This is a genomic window from Pseudomonas sp. HUK17 (assembly GCF_001566765.1).
Genome location: NZ_LSMW01000005.1, coordinates 346,837 through 370,043 on the forward strand (window position 1 = coordinate 346,837; position 23,207 = coordinate 370,043).

The window sequence follows — 23,207 nt, forward strand, 5'->3', positions numbered from 1 at the left end:
TCAGACCTGGAAGCGGTTCACCAGCCCCTGCAGATCCACCGCCAGCCGGGACAATTCCTGGCTGGCGGCACTGGTCTGGCGGGCTCCGTCGGCGGACTGGGTGGAGAGATCGCGGATGTTGACCAGGTTGCGATCCACTTCGCGGGCCACCTGGGCCTGCTCTTCGGCCGCGCTGGCGATCACCAGGTTGCGCTCGTACATCTCGCCGATGCGGCTGTTGATCTCGTCCAGCGCCACCCCGGCGGTTTCCGCCAGGGCCCGCGTGGCCTGGGCGCGCTGACTGCTGCTGTGCATGGAACCCAGGGCCTGACTGGCGCCGCTGCGCATGCCCGAGACCATCTGCTCGATCTCCAGGGTGGACTGCTGGGTACGACTGGCCAGGGCGCGCACCTCGTCGGCCACCACGGCGAAACCACGTCCGGCCTCACCGGCCCGCGCCGCCTCGATGGCGGCATTGAGCGCCAGCAGGTTGGTCTGCTCGGCGATGGCGCGAATGACGTCGAGCACCTTGCCGATGTCCTGGGACTGCTCGGCCAGGCGCTGGACCACCGTTCCGGTGGCCGCGACCTCGTCGGACAAGGCGGCGATGGCGCCCAGGGTGTCGGCGACCCGCGTCTGGCCCTGCTGTGCGGCCTGGCTGGAGGCCCGCGAGGCTTCGGAGGTGGAGACGGCGTTGCGCGCCACCTCGTCCACCGCGGTGCTCATCTCGGTGACGGCGGTAGCGGCCTGTTCGATCTCCTGGTTCTGCTGCTGCAGGCCCTGGCCCGCGGCCTCGGTGACCGCATTGAGCTCTTCGGCGGCGGTGGCCAACTGGGTGGAGGAGCCGGCGATGCGCGAGAGGGTCTCACGCAACTGCCCCTGCATCTGCTGCAAGGCGCGCTGCAATTCGCTCACCTCGTCACGCCCCTGCACCGCTAGGGTCTGGGTCAGGTCGCCCTGGGCGACACGGCGGGCGGCCAGCAGCGCTTCGCGTAGCGGTCCGACGATGCTGCGGGTCAGCAGCCAGGCCATGAGCACCGTGGCCAGGGCGGCCAGGACGATCACCGCGATGACGATCAGCCGTGAAGCCTCATAGCGATCCGCCGAGACCTTGCCATCGCGTTCGATACCCTCGGCATAGAGGTCGCCCAACTCGCCCAGCTGCTTGCCGGTGCCGTCCACCACCGGTTTCATGTCCACCAGGGTCAGTTTGTTGAGCGCGACGGTATCGCCCCGCCGCGCCAGGGCGAAGGACTCGGTCATGCCCTGCTGATAGGTGGCGAAATCGCGCTTGAACAGGTCCCAGCGCTGGTGCTCCTCGGGGGTGTCGACAAAGACCTCATAGGCCTTGATGCCCTCCATGAGCACCTTGTTGCGCGCCTCGTACTGGCTGACATAGGTGTCGATGTTGCGCGGTTCCGGGTCCAGCGCCAGCCGCAAGGAGATGGTGCGGATGCGCAGCATGTTCTCGCGGATGGCGTCCACCGCGCGGATGCTCGGCACCCAGTCGCGCTCCGTCACCACCTGGCGTTCGCGGATACCCGCCATCTGCGCCAGGGAAAACAGGCCGAGAAAAGCCACCATCAGGGCGATCAGGCCGAAGCCTAGCGCCGCGCGGGGCGCGATGTTGCAATTGCGTAACAGCATGGAATCTCCGTGGCCGCTGGCCCTGTTGTTGTCTGACAACGTATATCGGCCAGGACACCCTGCCCTTTAGCGCAGCGGTTGCAGCGAACCTCGCCGCGTTTTCGCCGTCTCACAGGCACTGTCGCCCATTCCGGGCGACCTGCCAGGAATGTTCGGATGAAAACCGGTCCCTCTCGCGCCTCCCCGTTCTCCGCGCCTCGTGCGCTGCTCGCCAGCCTGGTCCTGGGTGGCGGTCTGCTCCTCGCGGGCTGCGCCGGCAATCCGCCGACCGCGCAGATGGCCGTGACCCAATCGGCCGTCAACGAAGCCGTGAGCGGCGGCGGCAACCAGTTCGCCCCGATCGAGACCAAGTCGGCTCAGGACAAGTGGACCCAGGCCCAGACGGCGCTTTCCAACGAGAAGTACGACGACGCCAAGCGCCTGGCCGAGCAGGCCGAGTGGGATGCCCGCCTGGCGACTCGCAAGACCCAGGCCGCCAAGGCCGCGGCGGCGCTGCAGGATGCCCAGAACAGCATCCAGCAGATCCGCGAGGAAGGTCAGATCAACCTCCAGCTGCAACAGAATCTACAGAAAAAGGTGCAGCAGTAAGGCTGCCCGCTCTCTTGAAGGACGAAACCCATGCGTAAACGTTTTCTGCTTCCGGTACTGTCGGCCCTGACCCTCACCCTGGCCGCCTGCGCTACCCCGCCCAACCCCAATCTGGAAAAGGCGCGCAACGACTACGCCGCCCTCGAATCCCAGCCCCAGGCCACCCAGCTGGCGGCGCTGGAAACCAAGGATGCCGGCACCTGGCTGGCCAAGACCGACAAGGCCTACAAGGACGGTGAGAACGAGCGCACCGTCGACCAGCTGGCCTACCTGACCCAGCAACGCATCCAGACCGCCATGCAGACCATCAAGCTGCGCATGGCCGAGGCCGAGCTGAAGAAGGTCGATGCCCAGCGCGGAGAAACCCGCCTGAACACCCGCACCGAGCAGCTGCAGCAACTGCAGAAGGCGATCAAGTAAGGCCATGGGCGCAGGACTCCTTCGGGAATCCTGCGCCCGGCACCGTGGTCCTCTACAGACCCGCGAGCGTCTTGCTCGCCATAGTCCGGAGGATCTTTCATGCACGCCATACGCCTACGCAAACCCGGTGGTCTGGATCAGCTGGAACACTGTGAACTGCCCGATCCCGGTCAGCCCGGAGCCGGCGAGATCCGCGTGCGGATCAAGGCCAGCTCGCTGAATTTCCATGATCTGGGCGTGGTGCTCGGCAAGATGCCGACCACCGATGGGCGCATTCCCATGTCCGATGGCGCCGGGGTGGTCGAGGCCGTGGGCGCAGGCGTCAGCGAATTCGCCGTGGGCGATCAGGTGGTCTCGACCTTCTTTCCCCAGTGGCTGGACGGCGAGCCGACAATCGACGATTTCTCCACCACGCCCGGCGATGGCATCGACGGCTTCGCCTGCGAGGTAGTGGTGCGCCCGGCCACGGCCTTTACCCGCGCGCCCAAGGGCTACAGCCATGCCGAGGCGGCGACCCTGACCACCGCCGGGCTCACCGCCTGGCGTGCCCTGGTGGTGGACGGCAATCTCAAGGCCGGTGACAGCGTGCTGGTCATGGGCACCGGTGGGGTGTCCATCTTCGCCCTGCAGCTGGCCAAGGCCATGGGCGCCACGGTGATCGCCACCTCTTCGTCGGACGAGAAGCTGCAGCGTGCCTATGCCTTGGGCGCCGATCACCTGATCAATTACCGCGACGAGCCGGAATGGGGCGCCAAGGTACAGGCCATCACCGGGGGGCGCGGCGTCGACATCGTGGTGGAAGTGGGCGGCCCGGCGACGCTGGCGCAATCCATCCAGGCCGCGCGTATCCATGGTCATCTGGCGCTGATCGGCGTGCTCACCGGCGTCGAGGGCCAGGTCCCCACCGCCAATCTGATGCGTCGGCACCAACGACTGCAGGGGTTGATCGTCGGCAGTCGCCGCCATCAGCAGGAGATGATCCAGGCGCTGGAGAGTAACGGGATCAAGCCGGTCATCGATCGCGGCTATCCCCTGGCCGAGATCGCCGAGGCCTTCGCCTTCCAGAAGGACGGCAGCCATTTCGGCAAGATCGTCTTGGAGATCTGACAATGGTCAGACGAAAGCCAGACTGAGACCGACAGGGCTCTGCTAGACTTCCGGAATTGCCTCATCGCGTTCCGGATGTCCCGATGACTTCGTCTACCGCCCTGCCCTATGCCGTCGTCATCGAAGACAACAGTCTGCTCGCCGAGCTGCTGGGCAATCATCTCGAAGAACAATTGCAGTGGGCCTGTACCCGCTTCGACAATGCCGACGATGCCCTGGTGCATCTGCTGCAATGCCAGGAAGCGCCGGCCCTGGTCGTTACCGATCACCTGATGCCCGGCCAGTTGCGCGGCGGCGAGCTGGCGCAGATGCTGCTGCAGCGCTGGCCCGAGTTGCCCATGGTGATCACTTCCGGCTACGGCTACGAAATCACCACCACGTTGCCCCCTCAGGTGATCTTCCTGCAGAAGCCCTGGACGCTGGATGAGGTGGATTCGGCGGTACGCCTGGCGCGAGCGCGTCAGGCAGGCGACTAGACGCCCAGCTGCCCGCAGGCCTTCAGCAACTGGTCGATGGTCCAGGGCTTGGGCAGGAACAGCGCCCGGTCTTCGCGTTCGGCATATTGCTGGCCGGTGTATCCAGAGGACACCAGGATGGGCAACTGTGGAAACCGTTGGCGGACCTGTTTGGCCAGGGCGAGCCCGTCCAACCGACCGGGCATGCGCACATCGGTGAACAGCAGATCGGGCGGCAATGGATCGGCTTCGAACCAGCACCAGGCGGCATCGGCGGTGTCGAACGACTGGACGGCGTAGCCTTCCATTTCGAACACCTCCGTCGCCAGCGAGCGCAGTACGGGATCGTCTTCGACGACCAGCACAGTGGTAACGGCTGCGGAAGAAACTACATCGGTCATGGCAACGCTACTTCATTAGTACGACTAAATAGACCGAAATTACTCGAATTGGATCACAACCCTCGGATGGACGGCTGGCCGGTTGGTACTGGCACTTGTCTGATGCCGCAGCGGCTACTTAATTCCCTGTCTGTCGGAAAAAGGTGCCGGCAGATCGCTGGCCGGCGCCCGACTCTCTTACTCTAAGGCTCTCGCTGGACGTCACCGCCGTCTGCTTTCGCTGCCCACCTGTTCGAAAGATCCCATGGCTGAATCCGCTCTCTCTCACGCTGAACTCCAGGCCGAAGTACGCCGCCTGCGCGCCGCGCTCGACCAGTGCACCGCGCTGCCGCCCCAGGACGCCCAACGACGCCTGGCAATCTTCGATGGCGCCATCGATTTCGCCATGATCGTGCTCGATCCGGCCGGAGTGATCGCCGACTGGAACAGCGGCGCCGAGCGCCTGCTGGGCTGGACCGCCGCGGAGATTCGCGGTGCACCGGCGGAGCGCTTCTTCACCCCGGAAGACAACCAGAGCGGCCGCGCCTCGCTGGAAATGCGGCTGGCCCTGCAGGACGGCCGTGCCGAGGACGAGCGCTGGCACCTGCGCCGCGATGGCACTCGCTTCTGGGCCAGTGGCGAGATGCATCCGCTGCACGACGACGCCGGTACCCATACCGGCTTCGTCAAGATCCTCCGCGACCGCACGTCCCAGCACCTGGCCGGCGAGGCCCTGCGCGACAGCCAGCGCTACGTGGGCGAGGTACAGCAGCAGCTGGCGGAGAGCGAGCGCTACTGGCGTGGCCTGTTCGAGCAACTGGACGAGGGCTTCATCCTCGGCACCATCCTGCGCGATGACCAGGGCCGCGGCCGGGATTGGCGCTATGACCAGGTCAACCGGGCCTGGTGCACGCACTTCGGCTTGAGTGCGCAACAGGCGGTCGGCCAGACCGCGCGCAGCCTGTTTCCCGATCTCGAAGACCTCTGGGTGGAAGACTTCACCCGGGTGGTGGATACCGGCCAGTCGTTCAGCTACGTGCGGCAATTCCAGCACAACGGGCGCTGGTACGAAGGCCATGCGCACAAGGCCGGTCCCGACAGCTTTCTGGTGCTGTTCCTGGATGTCACCGAGCGCGAGCAGGCCGCCCAGGCGACCCGCGACGAAGAGCGCTATCGCAGGGCCCTGGCCGAACTCGGTGAAGGCTTCAGCCAGCTGGGCGACATCGAAGCCGTCACCGACCTCGCCTGCGCCACCCTGGGTACCAGCCTGGATGCCCACCTGGTGGGCTATGGCCTGGTGGACGCCGAGGCCGAGACCATCACCGTGGGGCGCGACTGGACGATCCCGGGCGCCCGCAGCCTGATGGGCACCCTGAATTTCCACGACTACGGCAGCTACAGCGAGTCTTTCAAGCGCGGCGAAACCGTGGTGATCGAGGATGTGCACGCGGACCCGCGCGCCCGTGACAACCTCGCGGCGCTGCAACGCCTGGAGACCCGTGCCCTGGTCAACTTGCCGCTGTTCGAGCACGGCAACCTGGTGGCCCTGCTCTATGTCGGTTCCAGTCAGCCGCGGCGCTGGACGCCGGCCGAGCTGCAATTCATCCGCGAGGTCGCCAATCGCACCCGCTCGGCGACGGCGCGGCTGACCGCGGAACGTGCCCTGCGCGACAGCGAACTCAATCTGCGCCTGGTGGCCGACACCCTGCCCTGCCTGATCGCCTTCGTTGATCGCGACCTGATCTATCGCTTCGCCAACGTCGAGGCGCCCAAGTGGTTCAAGGATGCGCCGCAGAGCATCCTCGGTCGCAGCATGGCCGAGGTCTTCGCGCCGGAGCTGTTCGCTGCCCGCCGCCCGGCCATCCAGGCCGCCCTGGACGGCACCCCGGCGCGGCTGGATCTGCCCTGGGCCTGGCCGGACGGCCGGCGACGCATCGCCGACATCCACTATCGGCCGCGGCGGGATGGGCGCGGCGCGGTGGATGGCTTCTATGTCTTCGCCCAGGACGTCACCGTCCAGCGCGACGCCCAGGCGCTAATCCAGGCGCAGAATCTCAGCCTCAGCCAGGAAGTCCAGGCGCGCACCGCCGAACGCGACCGGCTTTGGGCGCTCAGCGAGGACCTGCTGCTCACCGCCGACTTCGCCGGGCAGCTGCTGCGGGTGAGTCCATCCTGGTCGCGCGGCCTGGGCTATTCCGAGGCCGAGTTGCTCAGCCGCCCCTACACCGAACTCATTCACCCCGACGATCTACCGGGGGTGCTGGTAGCGCTGGACGACCTGCGCCGCAGCGGCCTGCCGACCCGGGTGGAGAATCGTGTCCAGGCGGCGAATGGCAGCTGGCGCTGGCTGTCCTGGACGCTGTCGCTAGATACCGATCAGGAGCACGTCACCGGTGCCGGGCGCGATATCACCCGCGAGAAGGACGCCGCGGAGACCCAGGCGCTGCTGGAAGAACAGCTGCGCCAATCACAGAAGATGGAAGCGGTCGGCCAACTCACCGGCGGCCTGGCCCACGACTTCAACAACCTGCTCGCCGGCATCGTCGGCAGTCTGGACCTGCTCACGGTGCGCATCGGCCAGGGTAGGCTGAACAACCTTGAACGCTACACCACCGCCGCCCAGGGCGCCGCCATCCGCGCCGCCGCCCTGACCCACCGGCTGCTGGCCTTTTCCCGCCGGCAGACGCTGGATCCCAAGCCCACCGACGTCAATCGCCTGGTGGCCGGCATGGAAGACCTGATCCGCCGCACGGTGGGTCCGGCGATCCAGATCGAGGTGGTGGCCAGCAGCGAACTCTGGTCGACTCTGGTCGATCCGCCGCAGCTGGAAAATGCCCTGCTCAACCTCTGCATCAATGCCCGCGATGCCATGCCCGAGGGTGGCCGCATCTTCATCGAGACCGCCAATCGGGCGCTGGATGCGCGCATGGCCCGGGTCCGCGACCTGGAGCCGGGCGAATACATCGCCCTCTCGGTGACCGATAACGGCTGCGGCATGCCGCCCGAGGTGATCGCCAAGGCATTCGATCCCTTCTTCACCACCAAGCCGATCGGCGTGGGCACCGGGCTCGGCCTGTCGATGATCTACGGCTTCGTGCGCCAGTCCGGCGGCCAGGCGCGCATCCATTCCCAGGTCGATGAGGGCACCAGCGTCACCCTGTTCCTGCCGCGCCACCGCGAAACGGCGGCGGGTGTGGACCTCATCGCCAGCCAACCGGCGCTGCCACGCCAGGGTCACGGCGAGACGGTGCTGGTGGTGGATGACGAACCCACGGTACGGATGCTGGTGGTGGAGGTGCTGGAAGAACTGGGCTACGCCGCCCTGGAAGCGGCGGATGCCAGCTCCGGGTTGCGACTGCTGGAATCCGATGTGCGCATCGACCTGCTGATCAGCGACGTCGGCCTGCCCGGCGGCATGAACGGCCGGCAGATGGCCGACGCCGCCCGCCAGCGCCGCCCGGGCCTCAAGGTACTGTTCATCACCGGCTACGCGGAGAACGCGGTGGTCGGCAACGGCCATCTGGAGTCCGGCATGCACGTGATGACCAAGCCCTTCGCCATGGACGCCCTGGCGGTGCGCATCCGCGATCTGATCGAAGGGACCTGACTCCGTAGGTTGGCGCTACGCGCAGCGAGGCCCAACGGTGCCGAGGTGCAGCCCGGGCCCTGTTGGGCTTCGACGATGACGCCGTCTCAGCCCAACCTACGTCAGCAACCACCGCAGTTCGACCTCTCATATAGGTTGGCGCTGAGCGCAGCGAAGCCCAACGGTGCCGAGGTTCAGCCGGGGGCCTGTTGGGCTTCGACGATGACGCCGTCTCAGCCCAACCTACGTCGGTAGCCACCACGGTCCGGCCTCTCGCGTAGGTTGGCGCTGAGCGCAGCGAAGCCCAACGGGGCCGAGGCTCAGCCGGGGGCCTGTTGGGCTTCGACGATGACGCAGTCTCAGCCCAACCTACCTCGGTAGCCACCATGGTCCGGCCTCTCGCGTAGGTTGGCGCTGAGCGCAGCGAAGCCCAACGGTGCCTCCCGCCCAACCAGTCGCGACGGGCTAACGCCTCCTTGTCCAGCGTTTCGGGTTGGCCCCGCCCGTGGAAAACGCTACGGCATGGGATCCCGGCACCCGGGATAGCCCAGAGCGCTCAGGCCAGGTAACGCCCGAACCAGTCCAGGGTGCGCTGCCAGGCCAGCTGGGCAGCCGCCTCGTCGTAGCGCGGGGTGGAGTCGTTGTGGAAGCCGTGGTTGGTGCCGGCATAGCGCTGCACCTCGTAGGTCTTGCCGGCCGCCTTGAGCGCCGCTTCGTAGGCGGCGGCGCCCTCGTTGATGCGCGGATCGTTTTCGGCGTAGTGGATCAGCAGCGGCGCCTTGATCGCCGCCACCTCCTCGGCGCGCGGTTGACGTCCATAGAAGGGCACCGCCGCGGCCAGCTCGGGATAGGCCACGGCGGCCGCGTTGGCCACGCCACCGCCATAGCAGAAGCCGGTGATACCGACCTTGCCGGTGCTGAATTCGTGGCTCATCAGGGTTTCCACGGCGGCGAAGAAGTCGTTCATCAGCTTGGCCGGATCGACCTGCTGCTGCAACTCACGGCCCTTGTCGTCGTTGCCGGGATAGCCGCCCATGGACGTCAGGCCGTCCGGTGCCAGCGCCAGATAGCCCGCTTTGGCCAGACGCCGGGCCACGTCTTCGATATAGGGATTGAGGCCACGATTCTCGTGGGCCACCACCACTGCCGGCACCTTGCCGCTGGCCTTGGCCGGCCGCACCAGATAGCCACGCACCCGCCCATGGCCCTTGGGCGAGGGGTAATAGACGTACTCGGCGATGATGTCCGGGTCGGTGAATTCCACCTGGCTGGCCAGGGCATAGTTGGGGCTCAGCGCCGCCAGCACGCCGGTGGCCGACAGCCCCAGCACCGCGGCACAGGCCCCGGCGCGGTCGAGGAAGTCGCGGCGGCTGATGCGACCGTGGACATAGAAGTCATAGAGTTCGAGCAGTTCGGGCGAGAAATCCTGGGCGGTGAGGCGGGTCATCGCAGCGCTCCTCTGGCGGGAAAGGGGACCGCCAGCCCAGCTGGGTAGGCGCCCCGGTGGCCCCCGAGTGTGCCGCGAATCGTCTGACTATGCCATGGCCTCGCGCGGGTGCCGCGCTGGGCGTGCAGCTCGGCGATCAACGCTTCGAAACGACCGCCCTGTTCAGAACAACCCCATCTGCCGATCCAGCAACCGGTCGAAGCGGTCGCCGACGAAGGGCAGGATGGCGTCGGCCACCGGGGCCAACTGGCGCTGTACATAGTGATCGTATTCGGGTGGTGCATGGGGCAGCTCGACCGGCTCGGCGCCGGCGGTGGTGATCAGGTAGCTGATCCAGCCGCCACGGCGAAAGCGGCTGCGGCGTCCCAGCCGGGCGTTTTCCGCCTCCAGCAGGCGCGCCGCGCGTACCTGGGGCGAGAGATTGCTCTGGTACTCCTCCAGCGGTCGGCGCAGGCGCTTGCGATAGACCAGCAGGTCGTCGAGGTCGCCGGCGCGGGTGCGGGCGACGAAGTCGCGCACATAGTCCTCATGGGGCTCACCGGTGAAGATCAACAGGTACAGCTCGCGCTGGAAGCGCTGGGCCAGCGGCGACCAGTCGCTGCGTACCGTTTCCAGGCCCTTGAACACAAGCTCGGGCTGGCCGTCGGCTCCGGGTCTGAGCCCGGCGTACCGCTTCTTGCTGCCCTCCTCCGCGCCGCGAATGGTAGGCATGAGAGAGCGGCTGAAGTGGGTCTCGTACTGCAGCTCCAGATGGCTTTCCAGCCCCAGCTCCGCCTGTAGCCACTCGCGCCAGTGGGCGTTGACCGCCGCCACCAGCTCGCGACCGATACGCTCGGCCTCGGCCTCCTCATGGGCAGCCCCGAGCCAGACGAAGGTGGAGTCGGTGTCGCCATAGATCACTCGATGACCACGCGCCTCGATCAGCTCGCGGGTCTGGTGCATCACCGCGTGGCCACGCAGGGTGATGGACGAGGCCAGGCGGTGATCGAAGAAACGGCAGTGCGGCGTGCCCAGCACGCCATAGAAGCTGTTCATGATGATCTTCAGCGCCTGAGCCAGGGGCGCGTTGCCCGCGCGCTTGGCGGCATCGCGCCCCTCCCAGACCCGCGCCACCATCTCCGGCAGGCAGTGCCGGGTGCGGTGGAAGCGCGCGCCACGAAAGCCCGGCACCGTCTCGTCCTCGGGCAATGCCAGGCCCTCCACCAGCCCCACCGGATCGATGAGAAAGGTGCGGATCAGCGAGGGATAGAGACTCTTGTAGTCCAGCACCAGCACCGAGTCGTAGAGCCCGGGCCGGGAATCCATGACGAAGCCACCGGGGCTGGCCTCGGGTGGCTGGGCACCGAGATTGGGCGCGACGAAGCCCTGGCGGTGCATCAACGGCAGATAGAGATGGTAGAAGGCGGCGATGGAGGCGCCATGGCGCTCCAGCGGCAGGCCGGTGACGCTGGCCCGTTCCAGGAGGAAGCGCAGCAGCTCGGTCTTGGCGAAGATGCGGGTGACCAGTTCGCAATCCACCAGGTTGTAGCGCGCCAGGGCGCTCTTTTCGCCCGCGAACATGCGATTGATCGAGGCCATGCGGTCGTGGGGATTGTCGATGGCCTTGCCTTCGCCCAGCAGGGTACGGCTGACGTTCTCCAGGCTGTAGGAGGGAAATACCCAGGTCGCCGACTTGAGTGCCTCCACCCCGTCGATGATCGGCCGCCCGGCCAGCAGCGCCTGGAAGGGCCGGCCCTGGCCGCCGGGTTCGTAGCGATCGTCCTCCAGTGCACCACGCCCCAGGTGCAGGGGCACGCCCAGTTTGCGCGCGTGTTCGTGGAGCACGCGGATGTCGAACTGCAGCACGCTCCAACCGATGATGACGTCGGGATCATGGCGCGCCATCCAGGCGTTGAGACGCTGGAGCAGGGTGGCGCGGTCGGCGACGTATTCCAGGTCGAAGTCCACCGCCGCATCCTCCCCGGTGGGCGGGCCGAGCATGTACACCTGGCGCTGGCCGCAGCCATGCAGGCCGATGCTGTAGAGCTCGCCGCGCTCGCTGGTCTCGATGTCCAGCGACAGGGTGCGCAGCGAGGGGCGATAGTCGGGATCGGGCCGCAGTGGCCCGCCGTCTGCCGTGGGCAGCGTCACCGGCGCGGTGATGAAGCGCTCCATGAGAAAGCGATCCGCCGGGGCGATGTCCGTCTCGTAGACCTCGATGCCGGCGGCGGGGAGGCGCTGCTCCAGTTCGCGCAGGGTGCGATAGCGCGGCGCATAGAGCCCCAGGACGGGGCGCCGCTGGAAGTCCTGCAGCGCCAATTCGCGGATCTCCACCCCGGCCGGCAGCAGGCGCTCGATGTCCGCCCGTCGCGCGGCCGGGGCGAAGGCCACGGCCTGTTGCGCCGGCACCCGCAGCTGGCGCGGACCGCTGTCGGTGGCGAACCAGAACACCAGCTCCATCCCGGTGGAAGTCTCGCGCCAGAGGCGTGTCAGCAAGAAACCCTGGACGGCGGCCAAAGCAGCAGCGCTCCTCGACATGGATGAAGGCCCATTCTCGCAAGGCCAGACCGCGCCGGCGACCCCGGCGCGCCGGGTGGTCCGCTCGTCGCTCCCGCCGAACGGCCTGTGTCCTGTGGCGATGATCTTGCATCGAATGCCCACACCCGTCGTAGAGCCGATTCCCCAGCTCTTGGGCGCACCCTTGGTTTCAGCTGTCAGGCCGTGTCATGAATTCCTTGTCGTCGTCTTTTTCCACCGCTGCCGTCACCGGCTACAACGCCCAGCAAATGCGGGTGCGCGAGCAGGCGCGTCGCTGGCTGGAGCAGGACGTGCTGGTGCTGGATACCGAGGCGACCGGTCTGGGGGAAGAGGCCCAGCTGATTGAAGTGGCGGTGATGACCCTCGGAGGCCGGGTGCTGCTCGATACCCTGGTGCGCCCCAGCATCGCCGTGCCGCGCGAGGCGACCCTGATCCACGGCCTGACCGATGCCCACCTGAGCCAGGCGCCTTCCTTTCCCGAGGTGTTCGCCCAGCTCTGGCCGCTGCTGCAGGGCCGCACCGTGCTGGCCTATGGCATGGCCTTCGACTATCGCCTGCTCGGGCACGATGCCCAGCTCCACGGTCTGGCGCTGCCGCCGGAACTGGAGCGGGAGACGCCGCCGGTGCAACTGGTGGATGGCACCCGCCTGCACTGCCTGATGCAGCTCTATGCCCAGTTCTGGCAGGAGCCGAGTCTGGACAGCCGCAGCCAGGACGGCTGGCGGCGCAAGTCCCTGGCCATGGCCGCTCGCCAGCAGGGCATCGCCGTGCAGGAAACCCACCGCGCCCTGCCCGATTGCCGCCTCAAGGCCGCCCTGGTGCAGGCGCTGGGTGAGGACGCGCCGGCTACCTGGAGCGGGCTGCAGGCCCTGGCAGGCTAGCCGAGCGGCAGTCCGCTGGCCGCACCGGCAAGCAGACAGGCTAGATTCGCGCGGCTTGCCATACTGGAGGCATCATCCAGCCCGAGGCCCCGCCATGAAAGCCGTCGTCTACGAAGCCTTTTCCGCGCCACCCCGCCTATGCACGGTGCCGGACCCTACCCCCGAGCCGCACGGCGTGGTGCTCAAGGTCATGGCCACCGGCGTCTGCCGTAGCGACTGGCACGGTTGGGTCGGCCATGACACCGACATCGAACTGCCCCATGTGCCGGGCCACGAACTGGCCGGGGTGGTCGAGGCGGTAGGCAAGGACGTCAGGAGGTGGCGGGTCGGCGACCGGGTGACGGTGCCCTTCGTCGGTGGCTGCGGCGCCTGCCCGCAGTGCCATGCCGGCCACCAGCAGGTCTGCGACCATCAGTTCCAGCCCGGCTTCACCCACTGGGGCTCCTTCGCCCAGTACGTCGGCATCCACCAGGCCGATCTCAACCTGGTCGGCCTGCCCGAGCAGCTGGACTTCGCCACGGCGGCGAGCCTGGGCTGTCGCTTCGTGACGTCCTTTCGCGCCGTGGTCGACCAGGGCAAGGTCAGCGCCGGCCAGTGGGTAGCGGTGCACGGCTGCGGTGGCGTCGGGCTCTCGGCGATCATGATCGCCAGCGCCCCGCTGCCGATGAATCTGGTGATCGCCAAGGAGCTGGAAATCCTCGGCAGCCACGGCATGCAGGCCCATCGCTACGACGTGCTGATGGCAATGCTGCGCCAGGGCACCCTGGCACCGGAGCGGTTGATCGGCCGCGAGATCAGCCTGGCCGAGTCCAGCGAGGCCCTGATGCACATGGACAGGTTCGAAGGTACCGGGGTGACCGTCATCACCCGCTTCGACTAGCCGCTAGCCGGACTCCGCCGCCTGCAACACCCAGCGCAGCCCCTGCAGGTCCTCGGCGGACAGGGTTGCGCGCAGGCGGCAGAGGCGATAATTGACCCGGGTATTCATGGCCACCCATTCCAGGTCCTGGCGGCTGGGCTGGCCGATGAAATACTCGCCGTAGCGCTCGTCCAGCCCGGCCATGCGGTACTGGCCCTTGAGTGGCAGGTAGAGCTGGCCGTTCATTTCCCAGCGACTGGCACTGCAGCCGTGGAAGCGCACCTTGTCGCCAAAGGTGGACAGCTGGGTGCGGAAATCGGTGGTGGCGTTGCCGGCGCTGGTCTTGAACTGGCTGGCGATCACGCTGAAGACGATCCCGTCAGACGAGGGCGCCCCACGCCATTCGATGACCCGACGATTGAGCGCCGTGTCGAACTTGTCGGTGAAGATACCGGCGGCCTGCGCCGTGAGCGTTGGCAGGGTCAGGGCACCCAGCAACGCCATCATTGTTTTCAAAACAGACTCCTGGTGGCGACCCGCACACCCAGCCTGAAGCAACAGGCAGAGGCGGCAAAGGGCCAGCTTCGGTCTTTGGAGATCCGATTGGCTGAAAGGTGCCCCCAGAGGTCCGGATAAGCGGTATCTTTCACAGTCTAGGCTCTGTACGAAAAGTGCCTGTGCTCGGTGATGCTGCGTTAAAAATCAGCTCGGAATGCTCATTTACCACTCGTAAACTCCGCTTCCTCGCTGATTTTTGCCTTGCCTGACCTTCGCTCGGCGACTTTTCATACAGAACCTAGCGACGAGCCCGCCTCGTCCACCCCTTTTAACCGTCGCCGGTGAGGCGTACGGCCCGACCACGAAACGACCGGCCAAGCCGCCGGAGAGCACTGCGAGGATCTATGAGCGCTGCGGACATCGATTGGAAGACCCTCGGTTTCGACTACATCAAGACCGACTTCCGCTATATCGCCACCTATCGCAACGGCAGCTGGGGACCCGGCGAGCTGACTCGCGACAACCAGTTGCACATCAGCGAAGGCTCCACGGCCATCCACTACGGCCAGCAGTGCTTCGAAGGCCTCAAGGCCTATCGCTGCCAGGACGGCTCCATCAACTTGTTCCGCCCCGACCGCAACGCCGCGCGCATGCACAAGAGCTGCGCCCGCCTGCTGATGCCGCCGGTCCCCACCGAGATGTTCATCGATGCCTGCCAGCAGGTGGTCAAGGCCAACGAGGCCTGGATCCCGCCCCACGGCACCGGCGGCGCCTTCTACCTGCGGCCCTTCGTCATCGGCGTGGGTGACAACATCGGCGTGCGCACCGCCCCCGAGTTCCACTTCGTGGTATTCGGCATCCCGGTCGGCGCCTACTTCAAGGGCGGCATGACCCCGCACAACTTCGTGATCTCCGGCTATGACCGCGCCGCGCCCCAGGGCACCGGTGCCGCCAAGGTCGGCGGCAACTACGCCGCCAGCCTGATGCCCGGCGCCCAGGCCAAGGCCGAAGGCTTCGCCGACTGCATCTACCTGGATCCCCTGACCCACCGCAAGATCGAGGAAGTCGGCTCGGCCAACTTCTTCGCCATCACCGGCGACGGCAAGTTCGTCACCCCGCGCTCCGAGTCGGTGCTGCCGGGCGTGACCCGTATGTCGCTGATGGACCTGGCGCGCGAGCGGCTGAACCTGGAAGTGGTCGAGGGCGACGTCCATATCGACCAGCTCGACCAGTTCGTCGAAGCCGGCGCCTGCGGCACCGCGGCGGTCATTACCCCCATTGGCGGCATCCAGTACGGCGAGAAGCTGCACGTCTTCCACAGCCTGACCGACGTCGGCCCGGTGACGCGCAAGCTGTACGAGGAACTGACCGGCATCCAGACCGGCGACAAGCCGGCTCCGGAGGGTTGGATCGTCAAGGTCTGACTTGGGTTGGTTTAGTGTGAAAAAGGCGCCCTAGGGCGCCTTTTTCGTTTAGGTAAACCAGATTGATGCCATTGCCGCCGCCCTGGCTGTTTATCGAGCGATCTGCCGAAACTCGTTTCGCCTCGCTGGCGACTCACCTATCGCGGCCATGGGCCGCTCCTACAGGATGACCAGCTGCCGTAGGAGCGGCCCATGGCCGCGATTCCAGCGCGGTTCAGGTCTACGTACCGTTGGGCTTCGCTCCGCTCAACCCAACCTACAAAGCCTCCCCCTACACCCCCTCCCGCCGCCGCAACACGGCGCGGGCGCCGATGAACAGCACCACCACGCAGATCGCCGCCGCGATCAACCAGTGCGTCGATACATGATGCTCGGCGAAGAAATCCCGCAGGATCTCCCCCACCGCGTAGCCGATGCCGGTCATGACGAAGCCCCACAGCAGGGCGCCGATGATGTTGAAGAACAGGAACCGCCGCGGCCGCACGCCGCTGGCGCCGATCAGCAGCGGGCCGATCAGGCGGAAGCCATAGGCGAAGCGGATACCGATGATCCACAACGCTTCGTGGCGATGAATGCGGCTGCGCAACCAGTCGATGCGCGCTTGCTGGCGTTTGAAGCGGCCGAGGATGCGGTCGCCATAGCGACGGCCGAGATAGAACAGCGTCTGATCGCCGATGAAGCCGCCCAGGGCCACGCACAGCGCCGTGAGCGGAAACAGCAGGTAGCCGTGGCGCGCGGCGATGCCGGCCAGGATGGCGACGCCGTCGCCTTCCACCAGAGCACCCAAAACCGCCGCGCCGTAGCCGTAGTTGCTGATTACCTCGCTGTCGATCATGGCACCGCCCTAGAGACCGAGGATGGTCAGCATGATGAAGGTACCGAACAGTACGAAGTGGGTCATGCCCTCGATGGCGTTGGTCTCGCCGTCGTTGAGGTTGATGGCGGCGACGATCAGGGTCACGGCCATCATCACCGTCTGCACCGGCGTCATGGCCATCTGGATCGGCTGGCCGTTGTACAGGGCGATGGCCTCCACCACCGGTACGGTGAGGATTACGGTGGACAGGCTGGCGCCCAGGGCGATGTTGATCACCGACTGCATGCGATTGGCCATGGCCGCGCGCAGGGCGGTGAGGATCTCGGGGCTGGCGGAAATCACCGCCACCACCAGCGCCGGGACCAGGGCCGGCACGGCCAGACCTTCCAGCCCGGTGTCCAGCGACTTGGACATCACCTCGGCCAGCGCCCCGGTGGCGACGATGCCGACGATCAGCATGGCGATGGACAGGGTGGCGCTGCTTTCACCATGGCCGGCGGTGGCGGCTTCGCCCTCGACCGCCGGGCGCTTGCGCTTCTTGTCCGGGTAGTTGTAGCTGAAGAAATAGCTGTGCGGGCCGGTCTGCATGCGTAGGAACAGGGTATAGAGCAGCGCCATGGCGCCGATGGTGAAGAAGGAATAGACGTGCCACTGGGCCGAGGGAATGAATTCCGGTACCAGCATGGAGATGCTCACCGCGGTGATGATCATCACCCCGTAGCTGCGGCTGGAGTCGTCGTTGTAGGGCTGCTCGCCGTGCTTGAGGCCCCCGAGCAGCGCGGCCAGGCCGATGATGCCGTTCATGTCCAGCATCACTGCGGCATAGATGGTGTCGCGGGCCAGGGTCGGCGAATGGTCGTGGCTCATCATGATCGCCAGGATGATCACCTCCACCAGCACGGCGGAAAGGGTCAGGATCATGGTGCCATAGGGATCGCCGACCTTTTCCGCCAGCAGTTCGGCGTGATGGGCCACGCGCATGGCCGCGCAGATGATGGCGGCGATCAACCCGCCGGCGGCGATCAGCGCCAGGGTCTGGCCACCGCCGAGCAGGGCGTGTTCGAACACATAGGCCAGCACCGTGGCACCGATGGCGACCAGCAGCAGGGTTTCGTCTTTGAGGGCGGCGAGCATGGAAAGGGGCGTCCTTGGTTGAGCAATGCCTTGTTACGACCGCCCTGGAGGGCAAAAGGCTCGCATCCTGTTACACCCCGGCGCTGGCCACCCAGGCTACCGCCGCCTGACAGGCCGCTCAGCCAACCCGAGCACGCGGTGCCAGGCGCTTCCACACGGCCTTGGTGCCGGTCGCGCAGGCCTGGCGATAGCCCAGGGCATGGCGTTCCACCAGGAACCAGGACACCACCGCCAGCGGCAGGGTGATGCCGATGGAGAGCAGCACCATGGTCCAGGCCTCGATGCCGGGGATCACCGCCGCCAGGGTCTGCTGCACGGGAAAGGAGTAGATGTAGAGGCCGTAGGAGTAGTCACCCACCTCGTTGAAGGCACGGATGCGGCCGGCCGGCACGAAGGCGAGATAGAGCAGCACATAGCCCAGCGTCAGGTTGTAGACCAGGTAGAAGCTGTCGCGGTCGGGCATCGCCACCGCCAGCAGCGCCACGGCGGCGGCGAAGGCCGCCCGCGTCAGGGGGATGTAGCCACGCAGCACATAGAAGGCACCGCCCAGGAAGAACATCTGGAACAGCCGCAGTAGGTGCGATTCGCTGGCGAAGAAATAGTAGGCGAACAGCTTGAACAGCGCCGCGCCCACAGCGAACAGCAGGATGGCGCGCTGGAAGTGACGACTGTCCAGCCGCAGCCAGAGCACGAACAACCAGAGCAGCGCCAGGGCGCCGTACATGCCCACCTCGAAAGGCAGCGTCCACAGCGAGCCATTGACGATGGTCTGCAAGGGATTGCCCTCGAACAGCCCGGGCAGGTCGAATTCGGCGCCAGCGATCAGGCCGGTGTTCTTGAACAGATAGAACCAGGTCTGGGGATCGCTCAGGTAATCCTGCAAGGGTGCCCGGGTCAGCCAGGCACCCAGGCCCAGCACCGTCAGCACCAGCATCACCAATAGGCCCGGTACCACGCGCAGGGCGCGGCCCCAGACGAAGTCGATGATGTCGGCGCGGCTGAGCAGACTCTTGGTGACCAGGAAACCGCTGGTGATGAAGAAGATGTCGACCGCAATGTCGCCCAGGGTCATGCCCAGGCTCTCGCGTCCCGGTTCCGCCGTGGCCGTGCCACTGGAGATAGCGAAGCTGTGACTGAAGACCACGGCGAGCGCCGCGATCATGCGAATCAGATTGAGATTGTTGTTCTTGCCGCCAACGTAATCCTGAACGGTCTGCACGGATACCTCACGCCTGGTGTTTGGAGCCATGCGTCCCGATTGTAGTCAGATCCAGACCCAATGCAGGCGTTATGGCCCTTTGCTGGCCCAAAGCGTGGAACGCTGGGAATTTCTGACCGCCCAAACCACCGTACATCGGTCAGCGGGAACCCGGATGCCTGCGGAAAACCCGGCAAAGCGTGCGACAATCGTCCATCTTTTTCTGATTCAAGCTATCCCGAGGCTCCCATGTACGACTGGCTCAATGCCCTGCCCAAGGCCGAACTGCACCTGCACCTGGAAGGCACCCTGGAGCCCGAGTTGCTGTTCAAGCTGGCCGAGCGCCATGGCGTCGCCCTACCCTGGGGTGATGTCGAAGCCCTGCGCGCCGCCTACAACTTCGGCAACCTGCAGGAATTCCTCGACCTCTACTACGCCGGCGCCGACGTGCTGCGCACCGAGCAGGACTTCTACGACCTGACCTGGGCCTATCTGCAGAAGTGCAAGGAACAGAACGTCATCCACACCGAGCCCTTCTTCGATCCCCAGACCCACACCGATCGCGGCATTCCCTTCGAAGTGGTGGTACGTGGCATCACCCAGGCGCTGAGCGACGGCGAGCGGCAGCTGGGCGTGACCAGCGGGCTGATCCTGAGCTTCCTGCGTCACCTCTCCGAAGACGCCGCCCAGGCCACCCTGGACCAGGCGCTGCCGTTTCGCGACCACTTCGTCGCCGTCGGCCTGGACAGCTCGGAAAAGGGTCATCCGCCGAGCAAGTTCAAGCGCGTCTTCGCCCGTGCCCGCGCCGAGGGTTTCCCGGCCGTGGCCCACGCCGGCGAGGAAGGCCCGCCGGAGTACATCTGGGAAGCCCTGGACCAGCTCGGCGTGGTGCGGATCGACCATGGCGTGCGCGCCTTCGAGGACGAGCGCCTGATGGATCGCCTGGTCGACCAGCAGATCCCGCTCACCGTGTGTCCGCTGTCCAACACCAAGCTCTGCGTGTTCGACGACATGAGCCAGCACACCATCCTCAAGATGCTCGACCGCGGCCTCAAGGTCACCGTCAACTCGGACGATCCAGCCTACTTCGGTGGCTACGTCACCGAGAACTTCATGGCCCTGCACGAAGGCCTGGGCATGACCCAGGCACAGGCCCAGCGCCTGGCACAGAACAGCCTCGACGCCCGCCTGGTGAAATGAGCATGAGCCTGACCGCTGCCGAGATCTCCTACTACGAACGCTTCGCCGAGCGCCTGGCCGATGCCGCCGCCGTGGCCATCCAGCCCTACTTCCGCGCCCAGCTAGCAGTGGACGACAAGGGCGATGCTGCCATCGCCGGCCGCCGCTACGACCCAGTGACCATCGCCGACAAGGCCGCCGAACGGGCCATGCGTGAACTCATCCAGGCCGAGCACCCGGATCACGGCATCCTCGGCGAGGAAGAAGAGAACGTCGCCGGCAGCAGTCCCCTGAGCTGGGTGCTGGATCCCATCGACGGCACTCGTGCCTTCATTACCGGCCTGCCGCTATGGGGCACCCTGGTGGCGCTCAACGACGGCAGCCGCCCGGTGATCGGGGTGATGAACCAGCCCTTCACCGGCGAACGCTACCTGGGCACCCCGGCCGGCGCCTGGCGCAACGGCGCGGCCCTGCGCACCCGCGCCTGCGCCAGCCTGGCCCAGGCCCGGCTGATGTGCACCAGCCGCGACATCTTCGACACCCCCGAGCGTCTGGCGGCCTTCGACGCCGTGGCCGCCGAGGTGCAGCTGGCCCGCTTCGGCGGTGACTGCTACGCCTACTGCATGCTGGCCTCGGGCTTCGTCGACGTCATCATCGAGGCGGGCCTGCAGCCCTACGATGTCCAGGCGCTGATCCCCATCATCGAAGGCGCCGGCGGCCGCATGACCGCCTGGGACGGCGGCGATGCCCAGCAGGGTGGTGCCATCCTCGCCTGCGGTGATCCGGCGCTGCATGCGCAGTTGGTGGAAAGGCTCAAGCACCTGGCCTAGGACGCCCACTTTCGTAGGTTGGCGCTGAGCGCAGCGAAGCCCAACATTACAGTTCGTCCAGCCTGGCTTATCGGCGCTCTGGCTGCTTATCGAGGTTTGGGGGAGAGGCTGTTCGAGACAAGAACCACCAGCAGCCCTCTGTAACCCGCCAGGGCCCTATAGCTAACCCTCAGCAATCGCGGCCATGGGCCGCTCCTACAGGTTCGACTAGACCTGTAGGAGCGGCCCATGGCCGCGATTGGCAGTGCTCCGTTTTCCGTAGGAACAGCAATATCGGCGGAGAATCAGTCAGCCCCGCCGTACCCATGCACGTTGCCTCGGGCAACCTCTTAAGCCCCCTCTAAGCCAACTCCCGTATACCGGCAGGATTCCGCCAAGAGTCTCTGCCGTGCTCCCCTCTTCTTCCCCTGCCTCCCCAAGAGCCGCACAGCTGGAGCGGGCCTTGCTGCTCGGCTGCCTGGCCGCCTACCTGCTCGCCGGACTGTTCGGCCGTGGACTGTGGAAGGCCGACGAGCCCTATTCCTTCGGCATGGTGTGGAATTTTCTCACCACCCCGGACTGGCTGACTCCTCGCGTCGGTACCGCGCCCTTCATGGAAAAGCCGCCGCTGATGTACTGGACCGGCGCCCTGGCCGCGCGGTTGTCCGCGCCCTGGTTGAGCGCGCCCGACGGTGCACGGCTGGCGGTACTGGGCTGGATGCTGGTGACCCTGGCCGCTCTTGCCTGGCTGACCGGACGACTGCTGCCCGGCCGCCAGCGCGAGGCGGTGCTCGCCCTGCTGGGCATGCTCGGGGTGGTGCAGCACAGTCATCTGCTGATCGCCGACGTGCCTCAGCTGGCCGGCGCCACCCTGGGCCTCGCCGGGCTGGCCGCGCACCTGCACGACAACCGCCACCCCTGGCGCCAGGGCCTGCTGTTCGGCAGCGGCCTGGGTATCGCCTTCATGAGCAAGGGCCTGCTGGTGCCCGGGGTGCTGGGCCTCACCGGACTGCTCTGCGCGCTCTGCTGGCCGCGGCGGCTGGTCGAGCCGGAAGGGCGTCGCTGGCTGCTCGCCGCCAGCCTGGCCGCCCTGCCCTGGCTGCTGGTCTGGCCGGCGCTGCTCTGGCACCGGGCGCCGGAGCTGTTCCATACCTGGCTGTGGATCAACAACATCGGCCGCTTCTTCGGCCTGGAGGTGCGCAACAGCGATACCGATGGCCTGGCTTCCAGCCTGGCGGATCTGCTGGCGCTGTCCTTTCCTACCGGGTTGATCCTGCTCGGCGCCACGCTCTGGCAGCTGTATCGCAGTGGCGGCAGCCCGCTGAAGCGCCTGGGTCGGCATCCAGGACTGGCTACGGTGGTGCTCTATGCCATCGTCTGCCTGGCGGTGCTGCTCAAGTCGGCGGTGTTCCGCAGCCTCTATCTGCTGCCGCTGTTTCCGGCCCTGGCGCTGCTTGCCGCGCGCCTGCAGCCTCCGCCCGTACTCGCCGCCCTTGGGCGCACCCTCGGGCTGGCCTTCTGGACGCCGATCATCGCCTTGCTGGCCCTGGGCGGTTTCGGCCTGGCGCTGGGCTGGCCGCTGCCCTGGCCAGCGCTGGTCCGGGACCATCTGCCGCTCACTGAACGGCTGCCGGTAGGCCTGCTGGCCTGGATCCTCGCCGCGCTGGCGCTGCTCGGCTGGGGACTGGCGCTAGGGCTGCACAGACGCCTGGCACCCAGCAGTCTCTGGTTCGTCGGCCTCACCGTGAGCTGGAGTCTGGCCAACAGCCTCTGGCTACCCTGGGTCGACCTGGGCAACAGCTATGCACGGCCCTTCACCGCACTGCAGCGGGTGCTCCCCGCTACGGATTGCGTGGCCAGCTACGGTCTGGGCGAGTCGGAGCGTTCCATGCTGCACGTCTACAGTGGCTATCCCCCGCAGGAGCTGAGCGGTCTGCACCAGGTGCCGTGCCGGGTGCTGGTGGTGCAGGACGAGTGGCACGAAGCCGTAGCGGTACCGCCAGGCTGGCAGTTGCTCTGGCAGGGCGCACGGCCCGGCAATCTCAAGGAGCGCTTCCGTGCCTTCATGGTGTCGCCCCAGGTGCCTTGAGGCGTTGGGCTTCGCTGACGCTCAACCCAACCTACGGTAGCTTCAGCTCCCACGTAGGTTGGGCTGAGACGGCTCCATCGTCGAAGCCCAACACACGGGGCCTGGCCTTGGGCACCGTTGGGCTTCGCTGCGCTCAGCGCCAACCTACAAGAACCCAATCCCCTTGTAGGTTGGGTTGAGACAGCTCCACCGT

The 23,207-nt window shown here is 66.6% G+C and carries 18 protein-coding genes and 1 pseudogene; 11 read left to right on the forward strand and 8 right to left on the reverse strand.

Annotated features, from left to right (window positions below; genetic code table 11):
* Entirely contained in the window at window positions 1-1,626 is a 1,626-nt protein-coding gene (locus AX284_RS03655; RefSeq protein WP_068383654.1) for a methyl-accepting chemotaxis protein, read from the reverse strand.
* A 156-nt stretch (window positions 1,627-1,782) separates the two neighbouring features.
* On the opposite strand from AX284_RS03655, the gene AX284_RS03660 reads away from it, so the two are divergent.
* From AX284_RS03660 to AX284_RS03675, 4 genes and pseudogenes are all read left to right on the forward strand, one after another.
* Complete coding sequence (locus AX284_RS03660; protein WP_068383656.1) at window positions 1,783-2,214, forward strand: DUF4398 domain-containing protein; 432 nt, start codon at window positions 1,783-1,785, stop codon at window positions 2,212-2,214.
* Between the two features lie 30 nt (window positions 2,215-2,244).
* Window positions 2,245-2,628 (forward strand): annotated as a pseudogene (locus AX284_RS03665) (DUF4398 domain-containing protein); the annotation flags it as partial.
* Window positions 2,629-2,733: 105 nt separating this feature from the next.
* Complete coding sequence (locus tag AX284_RS03670; RefSeq protein WP_068383657.1) at window positions 2,734-3,741, forward strand: zinc-dependent alcohol dehydrogenase family protein; 1,008 nt, start codon at window positions 2,734-2,736, stop codon at window positions 3,739-3,741.
* 83 nt (window positions 3,742-3,824) lie between these two features.
* Entirely contained in the window at window positions 3,825-4,217 is a 393-nt protein-coding gene (locus tag AX284_RS03675; protein ID WP_017638658.1) for a response regulator, read from the forward strand.
* Here AX284_RS03675 and AX284_RS03680 read toward each other — a convergent pair.
* Window positions 4,214-4,597: a response regulator gene (locus AX284_RS03680; protein ID WP_051226123.1), complete on the reverse strand. Its 384-nt coding sequence runs from the start codon at window positions 4,595-4,597 to the stop codon at window positions 4,214-4,216. The genes AX284_RS03675 and AX284_RS03680 overlap by 4 nt on opposite strands.
* Window positions 4,598-4,841: 244 nt before the next feature.
* On the opposite strand from AX284_RS03680, the gene AX284_RS12065 reads away from it, so the two are divergent.
* Window positions 4,842-8,183, forward strand: coding sequence for a PAS domain S-box protein (locus AX284_RS12065; RefSeq protein WP_064308459.1), 3,342 nt, complete (start codon window positions 4,842-4,844; stop codon window positions 8,181-8,183).
* A gap of 535 nt (window positions 8,184-8,718) precedes the next feature.
* Here the strand turns inward: AX284_RS12065 and yghX are convergent.
* A complete protein-coding gene (gene yghX, locus AX284_RS03690; protein ID WP_017638655.1) occupies window positions 8,719-9,609 on the reverse strand; it encodes a YghX family hydrolase in 891 nt (296 codons plus the stop codon).
* A 162-nt stretch (window positions 9,610-9,771) separates the two neighbouring features.
* Window positions 9,772-12,126: a DNA polymerase II gene (locus AX284_RS03695; protein ID WP_442963835.1), complete on the reverse strand. Its 2,355-nt coding sequence runs from the start codon at window positions 12,124-12,126 to the stop codon at window positions 9,772-9,774.
* A 188-nt stretch (window positions 12,127-12,314) separates the two neighbouring features.
* On the opposite strand from AX284_RS03695, the gene AX284_RS03700 reads away from it, so the two are divergent.
* Both AX284_RS03700 and AX284_RS03705 read left to right on the forward strand, forming a co-directional pair.
* A complete protein-coding gene (locus AX284_RS03700) occupies window positions 12,315-13,007 on the forward strand; it encodes a 3'-5' exonuclease (protein WP_082731504.1) in 693 nt (230 codons plus the stop codon).
* 94 nt (window positions 13,008-13,101) lie between these two features.
* Entirely contained in the window at window positions 13,102-13,887 is a 786-nt protein-coding gene (locus AX284_RS03705) for an alcohol dehydrogenase catalytic domain-containing protein (protein ID WP_068383659.1), read from the forward strand.
* A 3-nt stretch (window positions 13,888-13,890) separates the two neighbouring features.
* On the opposite strand, the gene AX284_RS03710 is transcribed toward AX284_RS03705, so the two are convergent.
* Complete coding sequence (locus tag AX284_RS03710; protein ID WP_177329640.1) at window positions 13,891-14,382, reverse strand: hypothetical protein; 492 nt, start codon at window positions 14,380-14,382, stop codon at window positions 13,891-13,893.
* A gap of 386 nt (window positions 14,383-14,768) precedes the next feature.
* On the opposite strand from AX284_RS03710, the gene AX284_RS03715 reads away from it, so the two are divergent.
* Window positions 14,769-15,788 (forward strand): branched-chain amino acid aminotransferase, encoded by a 1,020-nt coding sequence (locus AX284_RS03715; RefSeq protein WP_068383662.1) that lies wholly within the window; start codon window positions 14,769-14,771, stop codon window positions 15,786-15,788.
* A 271-nt stretch (window positions 15,789-16,059) separates the two neighbouring features.
* Here AX284_RS03715 and AX284_RS03720 read toward each other — a convergent pair whose 3' ends face one another.
* From AX284_RS03720 to AX284_RS03730, 3 genes are all read right to left on the reverse strand, one after another.
* Entirely contained in the window at window positions 16,060-16,623 is a 564-nt protein-coding gene (locus AX284_RS03720; RefSeq protein ID WP_064307531.1) for a DedA family protein, read from the reverse strand.
* Window positions 16,624-16,632: 9 nt separating this feature from the next.
* Window positions 16,633-17,739, reverse strand: a complete 1,107-nt coding sequence (locus AX284_RS03725) for a calcium:proton antiporter (protein WP_017638648.1) — start codon at window positions 17,737-17,739, stop codon at window positions 16,633-16,635.
* Between the two features lie 118 nt (window positions 17,740-17,857).
* Window positions 17,858-18,958 (reverse strand): acyltransferase family protein, encoded by a 1,101-nt coding sequence (locus AX284_RS03730; RefSeq protein ID WP_236712136.1) that lies wholly within the window; start codon window positions 18,956-18,958, stop codon window positions 17,858-17,860.
* Window positions 18,959-19,186: 228 nt separating this feature from the next.
* Here AX284_RS03730 and AX284_RS03735 point away from each other — a divergent pair, with 228 nt between their 5' ends.
* The 3 genes from AX284_RS03735 to AX284_RS03745 all read left to right on the forward strand — a co-directional run bounded on the left by AX284_RS03735 (window position 19,187) and on the right by AX284_RS03745 (window position 23,014).
* On the forward strand, window positions 19,187-20,137 hold the full coding sequence (locus AX284_RS03735) for an adenosine deaminase (RefSeq protein ID WP_068383669.1): 951 nt from the start codon (window positions 19,187-19,189) through the stop codon (window positions 20,135-20,137).
* 2 nt (window positions 20,138-20,139) lie between these two features.
* Window positions 20,140-20,946: a histidinol-phosphatase gene (gene hisN, locus AX284_RS03740; RefSeq protein ID WP_059316217.1), complete on the forward strand. Its 807-nt coding sequence runs from the start codon at window positions 20,140-20,142 to the stop codon at window positions 20,944-20,946.
* 442 nt (window positions 20,947-21,388) lie between these two features.
* Window positions 21,389-23,014: an ArnT family glycosyltransferase gene (locus AX284_RS03745; RefSeq protein ID WP_017640653.1), complete on the forward strand. Its 1,626-nt coding sequence runs from the start codon at window positions 21,389-21,391 to the stop codon at window positions 23,012-23,014.
* Window positions 23,015-23,207 lie beyond the last annotated feature (193 nt).

Excerpts from the sequence above, each read along its gene's own strand:
- AX284_RS03655 (WP_068383654.1), bottom strand. The coding sequence starts at position 1,626 with ATGCTGTTACGCAATTGCAACATCGCGCCCCGCGCGGCGCTAGGCTTC.
- AX284_RS03660 (WP_068383656.1), top strand. The coding sequence starts at position 1,783 with ATGAAAACCGGTCCCTCTCGCGCCTCCCCGTTCTCCGCGCCTCGTGCG.
- AX284_RS03670 (WP_068383657.1), top strand. The coding sequence starts at position 2,734 with ATGCACGCCATACGCCTACGCAAACCCGGTGGTCTGGATCAGCTGGAA.
- AX284_RS03675 (WP_017638658.1), top strand. The coding sequence starts at position 3,825 with ATGACTTCGTCTACCGCCCTGCCCTATGCCGTCGTCATCGAAGACAAC.
- AX284_RS03680 (WP_051226123.1), bottom strand. The coding sequence starts at position 4,597 with ATGACCGATGTAGTTTCTTCCGCAGCCGTTACCACTGTGCTGGTCGTC.
- AX284_RS12065 (WP_064308459.1), top strand. The coding sequence starts at position 4,842 with ATGGCTGAATCCGCTCTCTCTCACGCTGAACTCCAGGCCGAAGTACGC.
- yghX (WP_017638655.1), bottom strand. The coding sequence starts at position 9,609 with ATGACCCGCCTCACCGCCCAGGATTTCTCGCCCGAACTGCTCGAACTC.
- AX284_RS03695 (WP_442963835.1), bottom strand. The coding sequence starts at position 12,126 with ATGTCGAGGAGCGCTGCTGCTTTGGCCGCCGTCCAGGGTTTCTTGCTG.
- AX284_RS03700 (WP_082731504.1), top strand. The coding sequence starts at position 12,315 with ATGAATTCCTTGTCGTCGTCTTTTTCCACCGCTGCCGTCACCGGCTAC.
- AX284_RS03705 (WP_068383659.1), top strand. The coding sequence starts at position 13,102 with ATGAAAGCCGTCGTCTACGAAGCCTTTTCCGCGCCACCCCGCCTATGC.
- AX284_RS03715 (WP_068383662.1), top strand. The coding sequence starts at position 14,769 with ATGAGCGCTGCGGACATCGATTGGAAGACCCTCGGTTTCGACTACATC.
- AX284_RS03720 (WP_064307531.1), bottom strand. The coding sequence starts at position 16,623 with ATGATCGACAGCGAGGTAATCAGCAACTACGGCTACGGCGCGGCGGTT.
- AX284_RS03725 (WP_017638648.1), bottom strand. The coding sequence starts at position 17,739 with ATGCTCGCCGCCCTCAAAGACGAAACCCTGCTGCTGGTCGCCATCGGT.
- AX284_RS03735 (WP_068383669.1), top strand. The coding sequence starts at position 19,187 with ATGTACGACTGGCTCAATGCCCTGCCCAAGGCCGAACTGCACCTGCAC.
- hisN (WP_059316217.1), top strand. The coding sequence starts at position 20,140 with ATGAGCCTGACCGCTGCCGAGATCTCCTACTACGAACGCTTCGCCGAG.